14 protein-coding genes, 2 tRNA genes and 3 rRNA genes are annotated in these 22057 nt (G+C 62.5%); 9 read left to right on the top strand and 10 right to left on the bottom strand.

The genetic code is table 11. The features are described from left to right. Positions 1-92: 92 nt before the first annotated feature. The 7 genes from AC1PLA_RS19125 to pyrE all read right to left on the bottom strand — a co-directional run bounded on the left by AC1PLA_RS19125 (position 93) and on the right by pyrE (position 5407). The gene (locus tag AC1PLA_RS19125; protein ID WP_102251042.1) at positions 93-1058 is read right to left on the bottom strand and encodes an SDR family NAD(P)-dependent oxidoreductase; all 966 of its coding nucleotides are present in this window, start codon (positions 1056-1058) and stop codon (positions 93-95) included. A gap of 48 nt (positions 1059-1106) precedes the next feature. Next, complete coding sequence (locus AC1PLA_RS19120; RefSeq protein WP_166764791.1) at positions 1107-1832, bottom strand: suppressor of fused domain protein; 726 nt, start codon at positions 1830-1832, stop codon at positions 1107-1109. 43 nt (positions 1833-1875) lie between these two features. Further along, positions 1876-2184 (bottom strand): helix-hairpin-helix domain-containing protein, encoded by a 309-nt coding sequence (locus tag AC1PLA_RS19115; RefSeq protein ID WP_016901959.1) that lies wholly within the window; start codon positions 2182-2184, stop codon positions 1876-1878. A gap of 33 nt (positions 2185-2217) precedes the next feature. After that, complete coding sequence (locus AC1PLA_RS19110; protein ID WP_039510312.1) at positions 2218-3147, bottom strand: ParB/RepB/Spo0J family partition protein; 930 nt, start codon at positions 3145-3147, stop codon at positions 2218-2220. Beyond that, a complete protein-coding gene (locus AC1PLA_RS19105) occupies positions 3147-3944 on the bottom strand; it encodes a ParA family protein (protein WP_016901957.1) in 798 nt (265 codons plus the stop codon). Before AC1PLA_RS19105 ends, AC1PLA_RS19110 begins: the two co-directional genes overlap by 1 nt. A 115-nt stretch (positions 3945-4059) precedes the next feature. Further along, on the bottom strand, positions 4060-4725 hold the full coding sequence (locus AC1PLA_RS19100) for a hypothetical protein (protein WP_100224744.1): 666 nt from the start codon (positions 4723-4725) through the stop codon (positions 4060-4062). A gap of 22 nt (positions 4726-4747) precedes the next feature. Then, complete coding sequence (pyrE, locus tag AC1PLA_RS19095; RefSeq protein WP_349780527.1) at positions 4748-5407, bottom strand: orotate phosphoribosyltransferase; 660 nt, start codon at positions 5405-5407, stop codon at positions 4748-4750. Positions 5408-5534: 127 nt separating this feature from the next. On the opposite strand from pyrE, the gene AC1PLA_RS19090 reads away from it, so the two are divergent. The 3 genes from AC1PLA_RS19090 (at position 5535) to AC1PLA_RS19080 (ending at position 7998) form a co-directional block, all read left to right on the top strand. After that, positions 5535-6335: an exodeoxyribonuclease III gene (locus tag AC1PLA_RS19090; protein WP_016901954.1), complete on the top strand. Its 801-nt coding sequence runs from the start codon at positions 5535-5537 to the stop codon at positions 6333-6335. After that, positions 6332-7699: an AmpG family muropeptide MFS transporter gene (locus AC1PLA_RS19085; protein WP_481105147.1), complete on the top strand. Its 1368-nt coding sequence runs from the start codon at positions 6332-6334 to the stop codon at positions 7697-7699. Before AC1PLA_RS19090 ends, AC1PLA_RS19085 begins: the two co-directional genes overlap by 4 nt. Before the next feature lie 71 nt (positions 7700-7770). Then, a complete protein-coding gene (locus AC1PLA_RS19080; RefSeq protein ID WP_016901952.1) occupies positions 7771-7998 on the top strand; it encodes a hypothetical protein in 228 nt (75 codons plus the stop codon). 92 nt (positions 7999-8090) lie between these two features. Here the strand turns inward: AC1PLA_RS19080 and AC1PLA_RS19075 are convergent, their stop codons facing one another. Both AC1PLA_RS19075 and AC1PLA_RS19070 read right to left on the bottom strand, forming a co-directional pair. Further along, positions 8091-9233 (bottom strand): anhydro-N-acetylmuramic acid kinase, encoded by a 1143-nt coding sequence (locus tag AC1PLA_RS19075; RefSeq protein WP_481105146.1) that lies wholly within the window; start codon positions 9231-9233, stop codon positions 8091-8093. Between the two features lie 283 nt (positions 9234-9516). Then, the gene (locus AC1PLA_RS19070) at positions 9517-10935 is read right to left on the bottom strand and encodes a M23 family metallopeptidase (RefSeq protein ID WP_102251049.1); all 1419 of its coding nucleotides are present in this window, start codon (positions 10933-10935) and stop codon (positions 9517-9519) included. Between the two features lie 171 nt (positions 10936-11106). Here AC1PLA_RS19070 and tyrS point away from each other — a divergent pair, with 171 nt between their 5' ends. From tyrS to rrf, 6 genes are all read left to right on the top strand, one after another. Next, positions 11107-12318, top strand: a complete 1212-nt coding sequence (tyrS, locus tag AC1PLA_RS19065; RefSeq protein WP_039520941.1) for a tyrosine--tRNA ligase — start codon at positions 11107-11109, stop codon at positions 12316-12318. A 723-nt stretch (positions 12319-13041) separates the two neighbouring features. After that, positions 13042-14588 (top strand): 16S ribosomal RNA (locus AC1PLA_RS19060). A 92-nt stretch (positions 14589-14680) separates the two neighbouring features. Next, a tRNA-Ala gene (locus tag AC1PLA_RS19055) sits at positions 14681-14756 on the top strand. Positions 14757-14775: 19 nt separating this feature from the next. After that, positions 14776-14852: transfer RNA gene (locus tag AC1PLA_RS19050), tRNA-Ile, on the top strand. A gap of 227 nt (positions 14853-15079) precedes the next feature. After that, positions 15080-17960, top strand: a 23S ribosomal RNA gene (locus AC1PLA_RS19045). A 112-nt stretch (positions 17961-18072) separates the two neighbouring features. Then, positions 18073-18187: ribosomal RNA gene (rrf, locus tag AC1PLA_RS19040) — 5S ribosomal RNA — on the top strand. Together the 16S, 23S and 5S rRNA genes with 2 tRNA genes alongside form the textbook arrangement of a ribosomal RNA operon. A gap of 501 nt (positions 18188-18688) precedes the next feature. Here rrf and putA read toward each other — a convergent pair. After that, positions 18689-21889 (bottom strand): bifunctional proline dehydrogenase/L-glutamate gamma-semialdehyde dehydrogenase PutA, encoded by a 3201-nt coding sequence (putA, locus tag AC1PLA_RS19035; protein WP_481105145.1) that lies wholly within the window; start codon positions 21887-21889, stop codon positions 18689-18691. Between the last annotated feature and the right edge of the window lie 168 nt (positions 21890-22057).

Below are 22057 nucleotides of genomic sequence, written 5' to 3'. Positions count from 1 at the left end.
AGCGCGCCGCCTGCCGATGCGCCCGTCGCTGCGGGCGTGACCTCGCGGCGATGTGCGATCGCCTAGTCGCTGTGCCGCCGCGCAAGCGCGCCCTAGGCGCGCTCGCCGAAATAACTGCGGCACCAGTCCACCACCTGCGGCAGGCCGTGCTCGACCGGGGTGGCCGGCTCGAAGCCGAAGGCGGCGTGCGCGCGTTGCGTATCGGCCATGGTGCGGATCATGTCGCCCGGCTGCATCGGCCGGTAGACCTTCTCGGCCGGGCGCCCGGCAGCCTGTGCAATCACGTCGATGAAGTATTCCAGCTCCACCGGTGTGTGGTTGCCAAGGTTGAACACCCGGTGCGGCACCGGCTCGCCGCTGGGCGTGTCCAGCGCGCCCAGCACGCCGGCCACGATGTCGTCGACGAAGGTGAAGTCGCGCTGCATCCTGCCGTGGTTGAACACCTCGATCGGCCGCCCCGCCAGCACCGCGCGGCTGAAGATCAGCGGCGCCATGTCCGGCCGGCCCCACGGCCCGTACACGGTGAAGAACCGCAGCCCGGTCGCGCGCAGGCCGTACAGCTGCGCATAGGTATAGCCCATCAGCTCGTTGGCGGCCTTGGTCGCCGCATACAGCGAGCGCGGCTGGTCCACGCGCTGGTCTTCGGAAAACGGCGGGGTGGCCGAATCGCCGTACACCGAACTGCTCGAGGCATACACCAGGTGCTGCACACCGCGGTGCCGGCACAGTTCGAGCATGTTGACGAAGCCGACCAGGTTGCTGTCGACGTAGGCGGACGGGTTTTCCAGCGAGTAACGCACCCCCGCCTGCGCGGCCAGATGCACCACGCGTGTGGGCCGGATCTGGTCGAACAACGCGGCCAGGCCGTCGCGGTCGGTCAGGTCCAGCGTGCGGATGTCGATGCCCGGGCACAGCGCCGCCACCCGGTCGCGCTTGAGCTGCGGGTCGTAGTAGCTGTTGTAGTTGTCCAGGCCCACCACCGACTCGCCGCGCGCAGCCAGCGCGCGGCAGGTGTAGGCCCCGATGAAACCGGCGGCGCCGGTGACGAGAATGGTCATTGCAGTGGTCCTGGAGATATCGGAAGCGGGCGGGCAGGCAGGTGGCGCTCAGAACAGCCCGAAGCGCTTTTTGGCGACGTTGACGCGATCGAGCGCAATGATGTCCCCAATCCCCTTGGCATCGAAGCGATCCAGCAGCGCATCGCTGCCGTCCTTCAGTTTCAGCGCCATCTCCTCCGGATACAGCGGCACCACGGTCATGAACACGATGGTCTTGTCGGCATCGATGGCCAGGCGCGCAAATCCCTCGGGCGTGCTCACCGGCGGCAGCACGATGGCGCCATCGAAGCGCACGCCGGGTGCGTAGGGTTCGGCCGGATGGCCATTGGGAATGGTGTGGCCGAAGCCCAGCCAGGTGTCGAACTTGTGCGGCAGCCGGGCCAGGGTCTTGAGCAGGCGGATCGGCCAGTAGTGGCGCGGGTCTTCGAAGTCGCGCTGGTCCATCGGCCAATCGGCGGGCAGGCTCAGCATCAGCTCCATGTACTGCGGCGCTTCCACGCCCTCGGGCAGGGTCATCGGCCGGTCGCTCATGCCCGAGGTCACCAGCCGCAGGTACGGGACATCCGCGGTGGCGGGCACCACATGCACGTCCAGATGCACGGCGTCGGAGATGATTTCGTGCAGGACTCCCGAGATCGGCCCCAGGTGCTGCTCGATATGTGCGCTGATCTGCTCGATGCAGTCGCCGCCGTGTGCCGGCTCGAATGCTTTTTCCTGCGCGTGCAGCATCAGCGTGCTGCCGCCGGGGCTGATCTGGTCGTCTTCAGTGCTCATGGGTTGCTCCGGTTGATGGCCGCATCTGATCGCATGCGCGCACTCACCCCAGACTGAGCGGTGCTTCGCTGGCCAGGGTTGCCTTGCGTTCGGCGCTGAACGCCCACCACGGCCGTGGCGCCTCGCCTTGCATGAAGCGCGTGATCGACAGGAACACGTCGATCACGCAGGGATCGTGCAGCACGCCGGTGCGCAGACACAGCTGCGCATACATGTCGTATGCATCGCGACCGCGCAGTTGCGCGGCAACCCGGATGCCGATCCGCTGCAGATCCTTTTCGCAGGCCGGCCCCACGTTCGGCAGGTCGGTCAGATGCAGCAGGTGCTTGCGATCGACCTTGGCGGGATTCATTGCCGGGGATGCTCCTGGTGCGGGTGCACAGGCTCAGCTGCGCTGCAGGCGCAGGCGTTCGAGCACGCCGTCCAGCGTGTCCAGGTCGGTGTAGTGGATCACCAGCTTGCCCTTGCCGCCGCGGCCGTGGTTGAACACCACCTTGGTGCCCAGCGATTCGGACAGTTCGGTCTCCAGCGAGGCGATATCGGCCTGCGGCGCAGCGGCGGCCGGCTTGCCCTTGCGCAATGCGCCGGGCACCTTGCCGGCGGCGAACTGCTGCGCACGGTGTTCGACCTCGCGCACCGACCAGCCCTGGTCGGCCGCTTCCTGTGCCAGTTTGCTGGCCAGCTCCGGCGCCAGGGTCAGCAGCGCACGCGCATGGCCCATTTCCAGGCGGCGGGTTTCCAGCAGCACGCGGATCGCCACCGGCAATTCCAGCAGCCGCAGCAGGTTGGACACCGATGCGCGCGAGCGGCCCACCGCACCGGCGGCCTCGGCGTGGGTCAGCGAAAATTCGTCGATCAAGCGCTGCAGCGCCTGCGCTTCTTCCAGCGGGTTGAGGTCTTCGCGCTGGATGTTCTCGATCAGCGCCATCGCGATGACGGTGCGGTCGTCCAGCTCGCGCACCACCACCGGGACTTCGCTCAGCCCGGCCAGCTGCGAGGCGCGCCAGCGACGTTCGCCGGCCACGATCTCGAACTGCCCCGGCGCCAGCTCGCGCGCCACGATCGGCTGGATCACCCCCTGCGCCTTGATCGACTCCGCCAGCTCGGCCAGCTTGACCTCGTCCATCTCCTTACGCGGCTGGTACTTGCCCGGCTGCAATTGGGTGACCGGCAACCGGCGCAGGCTGTCGCCCGGCTGCAAGGCCTCCTCGCTGGCCGCGCTCGGCGCCGCGGCGGCGGCCGCGCCCTTCGGCCCCAGCAGCGCTTCCAGGCCACGGCCCAGGCCGCGCTTCTTTGCGGGGATCGGCTTGTTCATCAGACGGTCTCCACGGGCCGGTAGGCCTTGTTGCGGTCGTTCTGGCGGCGCACGATTTCGCCGGCCAGCCCCAGGTAGGCCACGCCACCGCGCGAGGTGCGGTCGTAACCGACGATGCTCTGGCCATGGCTGGGTGCTTCGGCCAGGCGCACGTTGCGCGGCACGATGGTGCGGAACACCTTGTCGCCGAAATGCTCGGTCAGCTCTGCCGACACCGCATTGGCAAGGTTGTTGCGGATGTCGAACATCGTGCGCAGCACGCCTTCGATTTCCAGCGCCGGATTGAGGTTGGCGCGCAACGCCTCGATGGTTTCCAGCAGCGCGGTCAGTCCTTCCAGTGCGTAGTACTCGCACTGCATCGGCACGATGATCGAATCGGCCGCGGTCAGGGCATTGAGCGTCAGCAGCGACAACGCCGGCGGGCAGTCGATCAGGATGAAGTCGTACTCGTCGCGGATCGGCGCCAGGGCGCGCTTAAGCCGCTGCTCGCGCTCGCCCTGATCCATCAGCTGGATCTCGGCTGCGGTCAGGTCGATGTTGCCCGGCAGCAGGTCGAAGCCTTCCGGCGCGGTGACCCGGATTTCGGCGGCGGTGTTTTCGCCCAGCAACAGGTCGCAGGTCGAGGCAGCCACGTCGCGCTTGTCGATGCCGCTGCCCATGGTCGCGTTGCCCTGCGAGTCCAGATCCACCAGCAACACGCGCTTGGGCGCGCGCGCCAGGCCGGCCGCCAGATTGACCGCGGTCGTGGTCTTGCCGACGCCGCCTTTCTGGTTGGCAATGGCGATGATCCGGGCCATGCGGGAGAGCCTCGTGGGCAGGGAGTAAGACCGGCCATTATGCGGGCAGGGCGTCGGATCGGGAAATGCCGCCCGCGGCAGTGCGCTGCACGGGCGGGAATGACGGCTGCGCCGGTCAGCCGGTGGGCGCCGCGCCGGCCGGCGGCTCCTTCATCGCCCGGTAGCGCTGCAGGATGTCGGCGATCTCGCCGTCCAGCGCCACCCGTTGCTGCTCGAAGCTGGTCTGCAGACGCAATTGCGCCATCAGCTCGCGATGGCGTTGCTGGATGTCGGCGGCCAGCTTGTCGGCCACCGCCTGGCCGGCCAGTTCGCGGTCGCCGGCGCTGCGCAGCATGCTGGCCAGCCCTTCGCGCAGGCTGGTCACGTTGAAGCGCGCGGTGTGGATGTTGTTGTCGACGATGGCGATGCGCTCGTTGAACACCCGGCGCAGGTCGTCCTCGCTCTGGTAGGACATCAACATCGCCTGGTCGGTGCGCTGGCGCATCTGCTCGGCGGCCAGGTCGGCCTGGCGTTGCTGCTCGCTGGCGGCTGCTGCGGCGCGCTCGTCGCTGTTCATGGCGCGCTGCACCTCGGCGCTGCGCAGGCCGCTCTTGGCGTTGAATTCGTCGCGCGCCTGATTGACCGCCTCCGGCGGCAGCGTATCGCTGCACACCCGGGCGCCGTTCTGGTTCCAGCAATACAGCTTCTTCGCGGCCGGCTTGTCCTGCGCGATGGCAGGCGCGGCGGCCACGGCTGCCGCAACGGCGGCGAGTAACGCCAAACGGGTGTGTCTCGGCATCATCGCAGCCCCCTGTCGCCTGCCGTCAGCCTGTGGTGTCGGTGCCGTAGCGGCCACGATAGGCCAGCAGCGGTTCCCGGAAGCCCACAAGGTCGGCGTTTCCTGCCGCAAAAGCAAGCAGGTCGCCCAGGTTGGCCACCGCGATCACCGGGATGCCGGCCTCGGCCGCCACCGCCTGCGCAGCCGAGCGGCGATCCTGCTCGGAGGCGATCTCCTGCCGGTCCAGCGCCACCACGATCCCGGACGGAATGCCGCCGGCGCCACGGATGATGCCCAGCGCCTCGCGGATCGCGGTGCCGGCAGTGATCACGTCGTCGACGATCAGCACCTTGCGGCCCTCAAGCGCCGCACCGATCAGGCTGCCGCCCTCGCCATGGTCCTTGGCTTCCTTGCGGTTGAACGCCAGCGGCAGGTCGCGCCCGCGCCCGGCGTAGGCGCAGGCCAGTGCGGTCGCCAGCGGGATGCCCTTGTAGGCCGGCCCGAACAACAGATCGAACTCCAACCCCGCCGCGTCGATCGCATCGGCATAGCACTGCGCCAGCTGCGCAGTCTTGGCGCCCGAATCGAAGCGCCCGGCATTGAAGAAATACGGGCTGAGCCGCCCGGACTTGAGCGTGAACTCGCCAAAGCGCAGGGCATCGGCGCCCAGGGCCAGCTGCAGGAAACGGGTGCGGTGGTCGGTCATGGTGACGAGATTGGGGAATGGGGATTCGGGATTAGAAAGCATAGCCGGTCGCGCCTTGCGGCATCCGCTGATGCGGTACGCTTTCCCGAATCTCCAATCCCCATTCCCGAATCCCGGCTCTTCATCCATGCGCATCATCAGTTTCAACGCCAACGGCCTGCGCTCGGCCGTCACCAAGGGTTTCTTCGAGTGGTTCGCCGACCAGGACGCCGACGTGCTGTGCGTGCAGGAGACCAAGGCCCAGGAGCATCAGCTGGCCGGTCCCAAGTTCCTGCCCACCGGCTACAAGGCCTGGTTCCGCGACGCCAGCACCAAGAAGGGCTACAGCGGCGTGGCCATCTACAGCAGGCATGAGCCCGATGAAGTGCGCACCGCGCTGGGCTGGCCCGAGTTCGACGAAGAAGGCCGCTATGTCGAAGCGCGCTTCGGCAACCTCAGCGTGGTGTCCTTCTATATCCCGTCCGGCTCGTCGGGCGAGTTGCGCCAGGGCTACAAGTTCCAGGTGATGGAATGGCTGCGGCCGATCCTGGAGCAGTGGCTGGCCAGCGGCCGGCAGTACGTGCTGTGCGGCGACTGGAACATCGTGCGCTCGGCGCTGGACATCAAGAACTGGAAGTCCAACCAGAAGAATTCCGGCTGCCTGCCGCCCGAGCGCGACTGGCTCAACGGCCTGTGCGCCGATGCGCTGGAAGACACCAACGCCGCCAGCGGCCGCGGCTGGGTCGACACCTACCGCGTGCTGCATCCCCAGGGCCAGGACTACACCTGGTGGAGCAACCGCGGCGCAGCGCGCACCAACAACGTCGGTTGGCGCATCGACTACCAACTGGTCACCCCCGGCCTGCGCGACAAGGTGAAGGCCTGCTCCATCTACCGCGAGCAGCGCTTCTCCGACCACGCGCCGTACATCGTGGATTACGCGGAGTGAGTGAGGTCACCAAGCCACGTCAGCGCTGGCAGCAAGTACTGACTAACCTGCGCCAGCGCAAAGTGCTGGCGATGCTGTTGCTGGGCTTCAGTTCCGGTCTGCCGTTGTATCTGGTTGGCAACACGCTCGGCTTCTGGATGCGCAAGCAAGGCATCGAGCTGGACACGATCGGTTTCCTGTCCTGGGTGGGCCTGGCTTACACCATGAAGTTCTTGTGGGCACCGATTGTCGACAAGACAGACGTGCCGCTGCTGGGCCGATTGGGACGCCGCCGCGGCTGGATGCTGCTATCGCAGGCGGTCGTTGCGACGGGCCTGGTTGGGATGGCGCTGGTCCAGCCCAAGGGCGGCCAGATACTGGTGATGGGCGTCGCCTGGGAACACTTGGTGGTGTTCGGCGTGATGGCGGTGGTGGTTGCCTTTGCCTCCGCTACCCAGGACATCGTCATCGACGCATGGCGCATTGAAAGTGCCGACAATAGTGAACAGCTCGGCCTGCTGACGTCTGCGTCGGCACTAGGCTATCGCTCGGCGCTGTTAGTCACCGATGCGCTGATCCTGATCATCGCCGCACGCGTCGGCTGGCAAGTGTCCTATGAAGTCATGGCGGCGCTGATGGTGCTGGGTGTGATCGCCGTAACGATGGCAGGTGAGCCGGCCCGCGAAATCATCGCCGTACAAGCGCAGGCTGCGTCGCTATGGACGCCGCGAGGGCTGTTCGACGCCATCGCCGGGCCCTTTCTCGCCTTCATTCGTGAGCACCGCAGTGGCGCAATCCTGATCCTGGTGGCCATCAGCGTCTATCGCATGGCCGATTTCGTGATGGGGCCGATGGCCAACCCGTTCTACGTCGACCTCGGCTTGTCCGAGGATACCGTCGGTGCCATCCGAGGCTCGGTGGGTCTGGTTGCCACGTTCGTCGGCATTGCAGCGGCCGGTCTGGTCTCCGTGCGTTGGGGAGTGCTTGCGACCTTGATGGCTGGTGCAGTATTGGGTCCCTGTTCGAATCTGGCATTTGCATGGCTGGCCTATGTCGGGCCGGACACAAGCAAATTTGCAGTGGCGATGGCAATCGATAACTTCGCCAACGGCTTTGCCGGAACCGCGCTGATCGCCTACATGTCCAGCCTCACGAGTTTTGGCTATACCGCAACTCAGTACGCTTTACTGAGCTCGTTCTATGCCATGCCGGGCAAGGCGCTGAAAGGCTTCTCGGGCTGGTCGGTCCAGGCACTGTCACAGGGACGAACCCTGCTGGAAGGGTATGCCTTGTTCTTCGTCGGGACAGCGCTGGTTGCGATCCCCGTAGTGATCCTGTGCGGGATGCTTATCCTGCAGCAGCGCCGGCACACTGCCGCAGCTTGACGGTTGCAGGTGGCCCCGGCGCTGCGGGATGATCATCCAACGCGCCGGGGACCTGCGAATAGGGAGTAGGCATGACCGATCTGGTGTTGCGGGACATCGATCCATTGCTGGTGGACAGGATTCGTCGCATCTCCGTCGCTCGCGGCTGGACCCAGCATCAGACCGTGATGCATCTGCTCGAACAGGGCCTGTTCGCCAGCGAATACGAAGTCACCGGCGGTCTGCAACACCCGGAAGTCGATGCCCTGGCCGAAGCGATTGCCGCGCTCAAGGCGCTGCCGGCGGGGAATAGTCCGTAGCGTTGTAAACGGTCAGCCAGCGCTGCCTCGCGTGCGAATCCATTCGGCGCGAGGATGCTGCGAATGCGGGCGCTCGCATTGATCCAGCCCCCTCACGCCGGATAGATCGCCCCCAGCAACCGCGGCCCGGCCGCCCCGGTCACCGACGGCAGATTGGCGGCACGGCCTACAAGCAGCTCCGCGGCCAACCATGCGAACCCCATTGCCTCCAGATAGTCCGGATCCAGCCCATGCCGCGCGCTGGATTCCACCACCACGCCCGGCAGTCGCGCCGTCAGTCGTGCCATCAACATCGGATTGCGCACCCCGCCACCGCACACCAGCACCCGGCGGGTATCGGGCTGCAGCCGCAGCAACGCGTCGGCGACGCTGGCCGCGGTCAGTTCGAGCAGGGTCGCCTGCACATCGGCCGCAGACAGCGCTACGTCTCCCAGCGACCGCATTGCCTGCATCGCCCAGTCCAGATGGAACTGCTCGCGTCCGGTGCTCTTGGGCGGTGCCAGCGCAAACCACGGGTCGGCCAGCAACGCCTGCAGCAGTGCGGTATCGACTCGCCCGCTGGCGGCAAACGCACCGTCGGCATCGAACGGGGTGCCGCGATGCTGCTGGCACCAGCTGTCCAGCAATGCATTGGCCGGCCCGGTATCGAAGCCCAGCACCGCGCCATCGCGCGGGATCAGCGTCAGGTTGCCGATGCCGCCCAGATTGAGCACCGCGCGGTCTTCATCGCCCGTGCCCAGCATGGCCAGATGGAAGGCCGGCATCAGCGGCGCGCCCTGGCCGCCGGCAGCCACATCGCGACGGCGGAAATCGGCCACCGTGGTGATGCCGGTGTGCTCGGCAATCCGGCTGGCATCGCCGATCTGCCAAGTGAAGGCCGGATCGGCCTTGGGGCGATGCCGAATGGTCTGCCCATGCGAGCCGATCGCGCGAACGCGCCCACGCGCGACGCCGCTGTCGCGGATCAGTTGATTGGCCGCGGCCGCAAACGCCAGCCCCACCTGCGCATCCAGGCGTCCAAGCGCATCGATGGCGATCACGTCGGCGCCCTGGCCCAGCATCACCAGCGTGTCGCGCAGTTGCGGCTCCCAGGCCACGGTGGTGCCGGCAACCAGTTCGCAGCGGCGATGGCTGTCATCGGCAAAGCGCACCAGTGCGGCATCGATGCCGTCGGCGCTGGTGCCCGACATCAGGCCCAGGTAGAGCGGGGATTCCAGGTGTTCCGGAGCAGACATGCCAGAGCCAGTTGCACAGTGGTCATGCAGCTTGTGCAGCCGGGGTGGGAGAGTCAACCGGCCCTGCACGCATGGCGGTGAGGCCAATGGGCTGTACGCGCGTCAGTCAGCGCTGCACCGGCAGCGCCGACTGTCGCGTCGGCATCATGGTTTCCACTGGACGCTGGCAGCGATCCGGCGCCGGCCGCAACGTTGCATGAGCTGCCAGCTCCTTCGCGAACCGCTGCGCAGCCATCCGACCGGCGATGGCCAGGTCGGCGGCTGAGAAGTTAGCCGCCGCCACTCAACCGCGCGGCTTGCCCTTGGCAGGCTTGCCGGCGTCGGCGTAGATCAACTTCTCCATGCCTTCGATACGCGCCAGCGCCGGCGCCGTCTGCGCGCGGAAGGCGGCCAGCTCGGCACCCTGCAAGGGCTCGGGCGGCGGCATGGTCACCGACATCGGGTTGCGCTGCTGCCCGGCGACACGGAACTCGTAATGCAGATGCGGGCCGGTCGCCAGGCCGGTCATGCCGACATAGCCGATCACCGTGCCCTGGTTGATGCGCTGGCCGGCCTTGATCTTGCCGAAGCGCGACATATGCCCGTACAGCGTGCTGAAGTTCCTGCCATGGTCCAGGATGACCACATTGCCGTAGCCGCGCTGGGTGCCGACGAACACCACCCGCGCATCGCCGGCAGCCATGATCGGCGTGCCCGAGGCTGCCGCGTAGTCCACGCCCTTGTGCATGCGCATGGTGCCCAGCACCGGATGCTTGCGTGCGCCAAAGGTCGAGCTGATGCGGCTGTAGGCCACCGGCATCCGGATGAAGCTCTTCTTCAACGGCCGGCCGGTGATGTCGAAATACTCGGCCGGCTTGCCGGCACGCTCGAAACGGAAGCCGGTGTAGGTCTTGCCGCCGGTGGTAAAGGTCGCTGCCAGGATGTCGCCGGTATTGATCCGCTCGCCCTCGCGCCAGGTTTCGTCCATCACCACGCTGAAGCGATCGCCCGGCTGCAGATCCTTGTCGAAGTCGATGTCGTACTTGAATATCTCATCGGTCATGATCGCCACCGCTGCCGGCGACAACCCCGACTTGCCGGCCGAGGCGTACAGCGAGCTGCTGATTTCCCCGCTCGCCACCACCGTGCGCGTGGTCGTCGCCCGCTCGGTGACGTTCTCGCGCACGCTGTCGCCCAGCAGGCGCAGCTCCACGCGGTGGCTGTCGTCGCGGTCGAAGCGCAATGCGCGCAACTCGCCCGGCGTTGGCATATCGAAGGCGATCTCGGCGCCCGGACGCAGCTTGGTCAGCGCCTCCTTGGTGCCCGGATGCGCCAGTACCTGGTACATCACCGCCGTCGGGATTCCCAGCTCGCCGAACAAGGTGCTCAGCGTCTGCCCGGACTTGACCTGCAGAATTTCCCAATCGGTGCTCGGCGCCAGTTGCTTGCGGCTCGGCACCAACGGCGGCAGCGGCAAGGCCAGCGTGGAATGGCTGGACAGCGGGGTATCGATGGCGTTGGAGAAGCCCGGCACAATCGTGGCCACCAGCGCACCGATGGTCGCGAACAGGCTGGCATGGATCCAATGACGGCGTGTCCACCGGTCGTTGAATGCCGCCGGCAGATGCGCCTTGAGCTTGCGATGCAGGGCAGTGTCGTGGAGGACGTGGAGGCGTTCGTGAAAGCGCCGCTTGCGTGCACGGCCCTGCTCTGAGTTCTGCATCGTTCAAATTCCTCGCTGGCTCGAAGTGCGAGCCCAATCGCCGGTACCATAGACAGCCTGTAACAGCGCGTCAAACCATTGAGCCTGTTCGTTTATTTACATTTGGCGCGGAATTAACCCGCGTTTAACATCGTTCACGTTGTTGACGGCAAACGCCGCTGGAGTCTGTGGTTGGCCACTATCGAAGAATCCCTCGCACTCATCGGTCGCGGCGCCGAGGAGATCCTCAAGCTCGATCAGCTCGAAGCGCGACTGAAATCAGGCGTGCCCCTGCGGGTCAAGGCCGGTTTCGATCCCACCGCGCCGGATCTGCATCTGGGCCACACCGTGTTGCTCAACAAGATGCGGCAGTTCCAGCAGCTCGGGCACCAGGTGATCTTCCTGATCGGTGACTTCACCGGCATGATCGGCGACCCGAGCGGCAAGAACGTCACCCGCAAGCCGTTGAGCCGCGACGATGTGCTGGCCAATGCCCGAACCTATGAGGAGCAGGTCTTCAAGATCCTGGACCGCGAACGCACCGAGGTGCGCTTCAACTCCGAGTGGTTCGGCCAGATGAGCGCGGCGGACATGATCAAGCTGTCCGCGCAGCACACGGTGGCGCGCATGCTCGAGCGCGACGACTTCGCCAAGCGCTTCACTGGCCAGCAGCCGATCGCCATCCACGAATTCCTGTATCCGCTGGTCCAGGGCTACGACTCGGTCGCCCTGAAGGCGGACGTCGAACTGGGCGGTACCGACCAGAAGTTCAACCTGTTGATGGGCCGTGGCCTGCAGGAGCACTACGGCCAGGCCCCGCAGGTCGTGCTGACCATGCCGCTGCTGGAAGGCCTGGACGGCGTGGCCAAGATGTCCAAGTCGCTGGGCAACTACATCGGCATCAACGAGCCGGCTATCGACATCGTCACCAAGACCATGAAGATCGGCGACGAGCTGACCTGGCGCTGGATCGATCTGCTGTCTTTCGACATCAGCGTGGCCGAAGCAGAGCGCCTGAAGGCGCAGGTCGCCTCGGGTGAACTGCACCCGCGTGAGGTCAAATTGCGGCTGGCGCGCGAACTCACCGCGCGTTTCCATGACGCTGCTACCGCGGAGCAGGCCATCGCCGGCTGGCACGCGGTGGTGACAGGGCAGGGCGACACCAGCCTGTTGCCGCTGCAGGAGGTCGCTGTACCGGCCGAAGGTCTGCGGATCGCCAGCCTGCTTACTGCAGCTGGCCTGACGCCAAGTAATTCGGAAGCTACGCGCAAGCTCAAGGAGCGAGCGGTCAAGATCGATGGCGAAGTGGTCGAAGATCCGGCACGCCAGTTCGGGCCAGGCTTCGAAGGTGTCATCCAGGTGGGCAAGCGTAATTTCGCCCGCGTGGCGCTGGTCAGCGGCTGAGCTGCGAAGGGTTGCTGCATGGCGGCAACCTCCGCTCTGCGGTGACATCTATATAGGTGCACCGGATGCATGAGTCGGATCAGCGGCTTGCCATAGCGGACTATCAGGACGTGTCAGCGCAGGGGAAGGGAAAATCGTGAAATTTTTTTCACAAACCCCTTCCCAAACTCGCCGGTTGGGCCTATAGTTCGCCTCCCCCGACGCAACGGCCCCGCAAACGCGGAACCAGAGCGGAAAGGGTTCGAAAATCCCCTAGTTTTAGGGTGTTGACGAAACGAAAAAGCCGGCTATGATGGGCGGCTCGCTACACGGAAAGATGCTACGGCGGATTGAAGTGCAGCGGCGGCAACTTCCTCTTCACGAGGGGTTGACGAAGATGAAAAGCCTGCTAATATGGCCGGCTCGCTTCGCAGAAAACCTTCGGGTCGAAACGAAGCAGCGTCAACCACCTCGAAATGAGGTGTTGACGGAAAGAAAAAGTCCGCTATAATGGGCGGCTCGCTTCGACGGAAACGACGAAGCTGACGGGAACGGCGCTGAGGCCACTTCCCAATGTTCTTTGACAGTGTGCGCAGGTAATTTGTGCGGACGCCTGCAGGAAGGATGATTGTCCATCTTGCAGACGTTTAATCAAAATGCAACATATTAATTGCTTTGCAAGCGATAAGTTGCCAGTGGTTGAACTTCTGCAGCTAAAGTAATTTGCCTTCGGGCATGTAATTTTAAGTGAAGAGTTTGATCCTGGCTCAGAGTGAACGCTGGCGGCAGGCCTAACACATGCAAGTCGAACGGCAGCACAGTAAGAGCTTGCTCTTATGGGTGGCGAGTGGCGGACGGGTGAGGAATACATCGGAATCTACTCTTTCGTGGGGGATAACGTAGGGAAACTTACGCTAATACCGCATACGACCTACGGGTGAAAGCGGAGGACCTTCGGGCTTCGCGCGATTGAATGAGCCGATGTCGGATTAGCTAGTTGGCGGGGTAAAGGCCCACCAAGGCGACGATCCGTAGCTGGTCTGAGAGGATGATCAGCCACACTGGAACTGAGACACGGTCCAGACTCCTACGGGAGGCAGCAGTGGGGAATATTGGACAATGGGCGCAAGCCTGATCCAGCCATGCCGCGTGGGTGAAGAAGGCCTTCGGGTTGTAAAGCCCTTTTGTTGGGAAAGAAAAGCAGTCGGTTAATACCCGATTGTTCTGACGGTACCCAAAGAATAAGCACCGGCTAACTTCGTGCCAGCAGCCGCGGTAATACGAAGGGTGCAAGCGTTACTCGGAATTACTGGGCGTAAAGCGTGCGTAGGTGGTGGTTTAAGTCTGTTGTGAAAGCCCTGGGCTCAACCTGGGAATTGCAGTGGATACTGGGTCACTAGAGTGTGGTAGAGGGTAGCGGAATTCCCGGTGTAGCAGTGAAATGCGTAGAGATCGGGAGGAACATCCGTGGCGAAGGCGGCTACCTGGACCAACACTGACACTGAGGCACGAAAGCGTGGGGAGCAAACAGGATTAGATACCCTGGTAGTCCACGCCCTAAACGATGCGAACTGGATGTTGGGTGCAATTTGGCACGCAGTATCGAAGCTAACGCGTTAAGTTCGCCGCCTGGGGAGTACGGTCGCAAGACTGAAACTCAAAGGAATTGACGGGGGCCCGCACAAGCGGTGGAGTATGTGGTTTAATTCGATGCAACGCGAAGAACCTTACCTGGTCTTGACATCCACGGAACTTTCCAGAGATGGATTGGTGCCTTCGGGAACCGTGAGACAGGTGCTGCATGGCTGTCGTCAGCTCGTGTCGTGAGATGTTGGGTTAAGTCCCGCAACGAGCGCAACCCTTGTCCTTAGTTGCCAGCACGTAATGGTGGGAACTCTAAGGAGACCGCCGGTGACAAACCGGAGGAAGGTGGGGATGACGTCAAGTCATCATGGCCCTTACGACCAGGGCTACACACGTACTACAATGGTAGGGACAGAGGGCTGCAAACCCGCGAGGGTAAGCCAATCCCAGAAACCCTATCTCAGTCCGGATTGGAGTCTGCAACTCGACTCCATGAAGTCGGAATCGCTAGTAATCGCAGATCAGCATTGCTGCGGTGAATACGTTCCCGGGCCTTGTACACACCGCCCGTCACACCATGGGAGTTTGTTGCACCAGAAGCAGGTAGCTTAACCTTCGGGAGGGCGCTTGCCACGGTGTGGCCGATGACTGGGGTGAAGTCGTAACAAGGTAGCCGTATCGGAAGGTGCGGCTGGATCACCTCCTTTTGAGCATGACGTCATCGTCTTGCGGGCGTCCTCACAAATTACCTGCATTCAGAGATTCATACCGGCACAGGTCGGTATGCGAAGTCCCTTTTGGGGCCTTAGCTCAGCTGGGAGAGCACCTGCTTTGCAAGCAGGGGGTCGTCGGTTCGATCCCGACAGGCTCCACCATATTGAGTGAAAAGACTTCGGGTCTGTAGCTCAGGTGGTTAGAGCGCACCCCTGATAAGGGTGAGGTCGGTAGTTCGAGTCTACCCAGACCCACCACTCTGAATGTAGTGCACACTTAAGAATTTATATGGATCAGCGTTGAGGCTGATACATGTTCTTTTATAACTTGTGACGTAGCGAGCGTTTGAGATATCTATCTAAACGTGTCGTTGAGGCTAAGGCGGGGACTTCGAGTCCCTAAATAATTGAGTCGTATGTTCGCGTTGGTGGCTTTGTACCCCACACAACACGGCATGTAACTCCGAGGCAACTTGGGGTTATATGGTCAAGCGAATAAGCGCACACGGTGGATGCCTAGGCGGTCAGAGGCGATGAAGGACGTGGTAGCCTGCGAAAAGTGTCGGGGAGCTGGCAACAAGCTTTGATCCGGCAATGTCCGAATGGGGAAACCCACTGCTTCGGCAGTATCCTGCAGTGAATTCATAGCTGCTGGAAGCGAACCCGGTGAACTGAAATATCTAAGTAACCGGAGGAAAAGAAATCAACCGAGATTCCCTAAGTAGTGACGAGCGAACGGGGAGCAGCCCTTAAGCTGGAATGGCTTTAGAAAAACAATCTGGAAAGATTGGCCATAGAAGGTGATAGCCCTGTATTTAAAAGGGCCACTCCAGTGAAGACGAGTAGGGCGGGGCACGTGAAACCCTGTCTGAATATGGGGGGACCATCCTCCAAGGCTAAATACTCCTGACCGACCGATAGTGAACCAGTACCGTGAGGGAAAGGCGAAAAGAACCCCGGAGAGGGGAGTGAAATAGATCCTGAAACCGTGTGCGTACAAGCAGTAGGAGCTCGCAAGAGTGACTGCGTACCTTTTGTATAATGGGTCAGCGACTTACTGTTCGTGGCAAGCTTAACCGTATAGGGGAGGCGAAGGGAAACCGAGTCTGATAAGGGCGCATAGTCGCGGGCAGTAGACCCGAAACCGGGTGATCTAGTCATGGCCAGGGTGAAGGTGCCGTAACAGGTACTGGAGGCCCGAACCCACGTCTGTTGCAAAAGACGGGGATGAGCTGTGATTAGGAGTGAAAAGCTAATCGAACCCGGAGATAGCTGGTTCTCCTCGAAAGCTATTTAGGTAGCGCCTCGGACGAATACTACTGGGGGTAGAGCACTGTTATGGCTAGGGGGTCATCGCGACTTACCAAACCATTGCAAACTCCGAATACCAGTACGTACTATCCGGGAGACACACGGCGGGTGCTAACGTCCGTCGTGAAAAGGGAAACAACCCAGACCCACAGCTAAGGTCCCAAATTCACTGCTAAGTGGAAAACGATGTGGAAAGGCATAGACAGCCAGGAGGTTGGCTTAGAAGCAGCCACCCTTTAAAGAAAGCGTAATAGCTCACTGGTCGAGTCGGTCTGCGCGGAAGATTTAACGGGGCTAAGCAGTGAACCGAAGCTTGGGGTGCATAAAACTTGTTTTATGCGCGGTAGAGGAGCGTTCCGTAAGCCTGCGAAGGTGGATTGAGAAGTCTGCTGGAGGTATCGGAAGTGCGAATGCTGACATGAGTAACGATAATGCGGGTGAAAAGCCCGCACGCCGAAAGCCCAAGGTTTCCTTGCGCAACGTTAATCGACGCAGGGTTAGTCGGTCCCTAAGGCGAGGGCGAAAGCCGTAGTCGATGGGAAGCAGGTTAATATTCCTGCACCTCGCGTGAGTGCGATGGAGGGACGGAGAAGGTTAGGTGTACCGGGCGTTGGTTGTCCCGGGGAAAGGCGGTAGGTTTGGATCTTTGGCAAATCCGGGATCCTTTAAGACCGAGCACCGAGACGAGCCTTTATGGCGAAGTCACTGATACCACGCTTCCAGGAAAAGCTCCTAAGCTTCAGCTCACGAAGACCGTACCGTAAACCGACACAGGTGGGTAGGATGAGAATTCTCAGGCGCTTGAGAGAACTCGGGTGAAGGAACTAGGCAACATGGCACCGTAACTTCGGGAGAAGGTGCACCCTTTTTGGTGGCTCATGCGAGCTATAGCTGAAGAGGGTCGCAGAAACCAGGCCGCTGCGACTGTTTATCAAAAACACAGCACTCTGCAAACACGAAAGTGGACGTATAGGGTGTGACGCCTGCCCGGTGCTGGAAGGTTAATTGATGGGGTCAGCCGCAAGGCGAAGCTCTTGATCGAAGCCCCAGTAAACGGCGGCCGTAACTATAACGGTCCTAAGGTAGCGAAATTCCTTGTCGGGTAAGTTCCGACCTGCACGAATGGCGTAACGACAGCGGCGCTGTCTCCACCCGAGACTCAGTGAAATTGAAATCGCTGTGAAGATGCAGCGTTCCCGTGGCAAGACGGAAAGACCCCGTGAACCTTTACTATAGCTTTACACTGAACGTTGAGTTCGTCTGTGTAGGATAGGTGGGAGGCTATGAAACTGTGGCGCTAGCTGCAGTGGAGCCATCCTTGAAATACCACCCTGTCGTGCTTGACGTTCTAACCTAGATCCGTTATCCGGATCAGGGACCGTGTATGGTGGGTAGTTTGACTGGGGCGGTCTCCTCCTAAAGAGTAACGGAGGAGCACGAAGGTACGCTCAGCGCGGTCGGACATCGCGCACTGTGTGCAAAGGCATAAGCGTGCTTGACTGCAAGATCGACGGATCAAGCAGGTACGAAAGTAGGTCTTAGTGATCCGGTGGTTCTGTATGGAAGGGCCATCGCTCAACGGATAAAAGGTACTCCGGGGATAACAGGCTGATACCGCCCAAGAGTTCATATCGACGGCGGTGTTTGGCACCTCGATGTCGGCTCATCACATCCTGGGGCTGTAGTCGGTCCCAAGGGTATGGCTGTTCGCCATTTAAAGTGGTACGCGAGCTGGGTTCAGAACGTCGTGAGACAGTTCGGTCCCTATCTGCCATGGGCGTTGGAAGTTTGAGAGGGGCTGCTCCTAGTACGAGAGGACCGGAGTGGACGAACCTCTGGTGTTCCGGTTGTCACGCCAGTGGCATTGCCGGGTAGCTATGTTCGGAAGCGATAACCGCTGAAAGCATCTAAGCGGGAAGCGCGCCTCAAGATGAGACTTCCCGGGGCACAAGCCCCCTAAAGGAACCATATAGACTATGTGGTTGATAGGTCAGGTGTGTAAGTACAGCAATGTATTGAGCTAACTGATACTAATGATCCGTGCGGCTTGACCATATAACCTCAAGTTGCCTTGGTCCCAACGAACGTTGGTAGATCACCAAACGCAAGCTACGTCACAAGTTACCTATGCGAGACGAGCGCTGTGAAGCGCTGCTCCAACCGTCTCCCTGGTGAAATTAGCGCTGTGGAACCACCCGATCCCATCCCGAACTCGGAAGTGAAACGCAGCTGCGCCGATGGTAGTGTGGCTCAAGCCATGCGAGAGTAGGTCATCGCCAGGGGCTTTACCCGAAACCCTCAGTCCAATAGGACTGAGGGTTTCTTTTTGTGCGAAATTTAGCTAACTGGCTAAAGCCAGAGCCAGAGCCAGAGCCAGAGCCGAAGCCAAGTAACACCACGGCACTCGGACGCTCTAGGCGCAATCAACCATCGTAACGATGCTGGGGCGACGAGCTGGATTTACTGCCACGCTGTGATCTGGGGGTTCATCGACATGTAACGCAGCACCTGACGCGTCTGCTTATGCATGTCACTGACACGGTCCAAGATTGAGCTTCTTTCCCACCTCTGTCCCCTGACTTTCACGTCGATGCCGAGTGGTGGGTGCTGGCAGCGATGCCGTTGTGCGCGGCAATGACCTACCGCTTACTTCTACGCAATGCAGATGTACGGGCACGGGACCTTATGCGGACATCTGGGCACAACAAAAAACCCCGCGATGCGGGGTTCTTGTTTTCCTCAGCAAGCCAAGAGAGATGGCCTGATAGTTGTGGGCCTGGCTCTCAGTCGCCCAGTGTCAGAAGCGAGGCATTGCCGCCTGCGGCTGTTGTGTTGACGGTGACGACCTTCTCGGTGGCGAAACGGAGCAGGTAATGCGGGCCGCCGGCTTTCGGGCCGGTACCTGACAGTCCCTGGCCGCCGAAGGGTTGTACGCCGACGACCGCGCCGATCTGATTGCGGTTGATGTAGACATTACCGACCGCAACACGCGTGGTGATGCGATCGATGGTCTCGTCGATGCGCGAGTGCACGCCCAGGGTCAGTCCGTAACCGGTGGCGTTCATCTGATCGATGACGGCGTCGAGTTGGTCGGCTTTCCAGCGGATGACATGCAGGACCGGCCCGAAAATTTCGCGCTGCAGCTGCGCGAGCGAGGCCAGCTCGTACGCACGCGGGGCGAAAAAGCTGCCGTTGGCAGTGGCGGGATCCAGGATGGTGGTGCCGATCAGGCGAGCTTCGCGATCCATGCGCGCCGCATGATCGTCGAGGATCTTGAGCGCATCTGCGTCGATGACGGGACCAACATCGGTGGACAGTAGCGCAGGATCGCCGATCTTCAGCTCTCCCATCGCGCCGGCCAGCATGGTCATGACCTTGTCGGCGATGTCGTCCTGCACGAACAGCACGCGGGCCGCCGAGCAGCGTTGGCCAGCGGACATGAAGGCGCTGGAGATCGCATCCTTGACGACGGCCTCCGGCAACGAGGACGAGTCGGCGATGAACGCGTTCTGGCCACCGGTTTCGGCAATCAGCACACCGATCGCGGCGTCGCGGGAGGCCAGGGTCCGGTTGATGACGCGTGCGGTCTCCGTGGAACCGGTGAAGGCGACGCCCGCCACGCGCGGATCATTGGTCAGCGCGGCGCCGACGGTGGCGCCGTCGCCCGGCAGGAACTGCACAACCGCTTCGGGGATACCCGCTTCGTGCAGCAGCTTCACTGCGGCGTAGCCGATCAAGTTGGTCTGCTCTGCAGGCTTGGCGATCACGCTGTTGCCGGCAGCCAATGCGGCGGCGACCTGGCCGAGGAAGATGGCGAGCGGGAAGTTCCAGGGGCTGATGCAGACGAAGACACCGCGGCCATGCAGCTGCAGCTCGTTGGATTCGCCAGTTGGCCCGGGCAGACGCTCGGGCGCGCCGAACTGGGCGCGTGCCTGGGCTGCGTAGTAACGCAGGAAGTCGACCGCCTCACGCACTTCGGCCACGGCGTCGGGCAGGGTCTTGCCGGCCTCCTTGACGCAGATCGCCATGAACTCGGGCATGCGTGCTTCGAGCAGGTCGGCGGCATGCTCCAGGATGGTGGCGCGGCTGGCCGCAGGTGTGCGGTTCCAGGCCGGCTGCGCAGCAGCGGCGGTTGCCAGCGAGGTCTGCACGGTGGCCGGATCGGCCGGCTGCCAGTGCCCGACCGTTTCGCGTCGGTCCGCCGGGTTGCGCACCGCCTCGCTGGGTGTGCTGATCACCGCGCCGGGAACCAACGGGGTGGCCTTCCACGGCTTGATGGCGGCATTGAGTTGCTCGGCCAGCTGCCGCAGATCGTTGTCGTTGGCGAGATTGGCGCCCATGGAGTTTTTCCTGTGTTGGTTCTGGCTGCGCAACAGATCGGTAGGCAGCGGAATCTTGGGATGCGGAATGGAGCCGAACGAGGACACCGCTTCGACCGGATCGCGGATCAGGTCTTCGATGGCGACGTCCTCGTCGGTGATGCGATTGACGAAGCTGGAATTGGCGCCGTTCTCAAGCAGGCGACGCACCAAGTACGGCAGCAGATCCTCGTGCGAGCCGACCGGTGCGTACACGCGACAGGGCAGTCCCAGGCGATCGGCCGGAATCACTTCGGCATACAGGTCATCGCCCATGCCATGCAGTTTCTGGTGTTCGTAATGCTTGGTCGTCGCGATTGCGCGTACCGCCGCAATGGTCTGCGCGTTGTGCGTGGCGAACATCGGATACAGCGCATCGCTGTGCGCGAACATGCGGCGCGCGCAGGCCAGATACGACACGTCGGTATTCTGCTTGCGGGTAAAGACCGGGTAGCCGGGGTGACCTTCGATCTGTGCGCGCTTGATCTCCGCGTCCCAGTACGCGCCCTTGACCAGACGCACCGGAATGCGACGACCAACGCGGCGTGCCAGATCGGCGAGAAAATCGATCGTATACGGCGTGCGCTTCTGATACGCCTGCACCGCCAGGCCATAGCCCTCCCATCCATCCAGCGACGGGTCGGAGAAGGTGGCCTCGATGATGTCCAGCGACAGTTCCAGACGGTCGGCTTCCTCGGCATCGACGGTGTAGCCGATGCCGTAGGACTTGGCCAGTTGCGCCAGCTCGAGCACGCCCGGCACCAGTTCGGCCATCACGCGTGCGCGCTTGGCATGCTCGTAGCGCGGATACAGTGCGGACAACTTGATCGAGATGCTGGGTGCTGCAAAGACATCGGTACCGACGAAACTGCCGCTGCGGCCGATGGCATGGATGGCATCGCGGTACGCCTGCAGATAGCGCTGCGCATCCTTCATGGTCAATGCGCCTTCGCCGAGCATGTCGAACGAATAGCGGTAATCGGCGTTGTCGCCCTTGCGCGAGCGCGACAGGGCTTCACCGATGGTGCGGCCCATGACGAACTGGTGGCCCATGATCTTCATCGCCTGGCGCACGGCCAGGCGAATCACCGGCTCGCCGACGCGGCCGATCAGGCGCTTGAACGCGCCGGGCACGTCGGCACGGGTGAGGTCGTTGAGCTGCACCAGCTTGCCGGTGAGCATCAGGCCCCAGGTCGATGCGTTGACCAGCACCGAGTCGCTGCCGCCGACGTGTTTTTTCCAGTCCGCATCGCCGAGCTTGTCGCGGATCAGCTTGTCTGCGGTGTCCTGGTCGGGAATGCGCAACAGTGCTTCGGCCACGCACATCAGCAAGACGCCTTCTTCGCTGCCCAGGTCGTACTGGCGCATGAAGGCTTCGATCGCGCCCTGGTCCTGCGCACGTGCGCGGACGCGGGTGACCAGATCGGCGGCCACCGCCTGCACCTTGGCCTGTTCGGCGGCGGGCAGACGCGCCTGGTCGAGCAATTCGCGGACGTGCTCGGTTTCGTCCTTGAGCCAGGCGGCGGTGATCGCCGCACGCAATGCGCCGGGTGCGGCAGGCAGCTCGGGCGCCAGCAGCGGGCGCGCAACTGAGGGAGAGGCAAGCGGGTCGAGCTGAGCGTTCATGCGAAGGGTGCCTGGGAATCCGTGCTCATTCTAGAGAGCCGCAGCCCCTGCGCACTTGTGTGGAAGCGGCAACTTTTCCGCCGTTTTGTGCACGTGGCCGGTGCAGGCCCAAAACGGACTCGATCCTTGCCGGCCGCAGCCACGGACATCGGCACATGCACCGGGAAG

It is taken from the genome of Xanthomonas sp. NCPPB 1826 (genome assembly GCF_056725285.1).
This window is presented reverse-complemented; position numbering and strand designations above follow the sequence as displayed.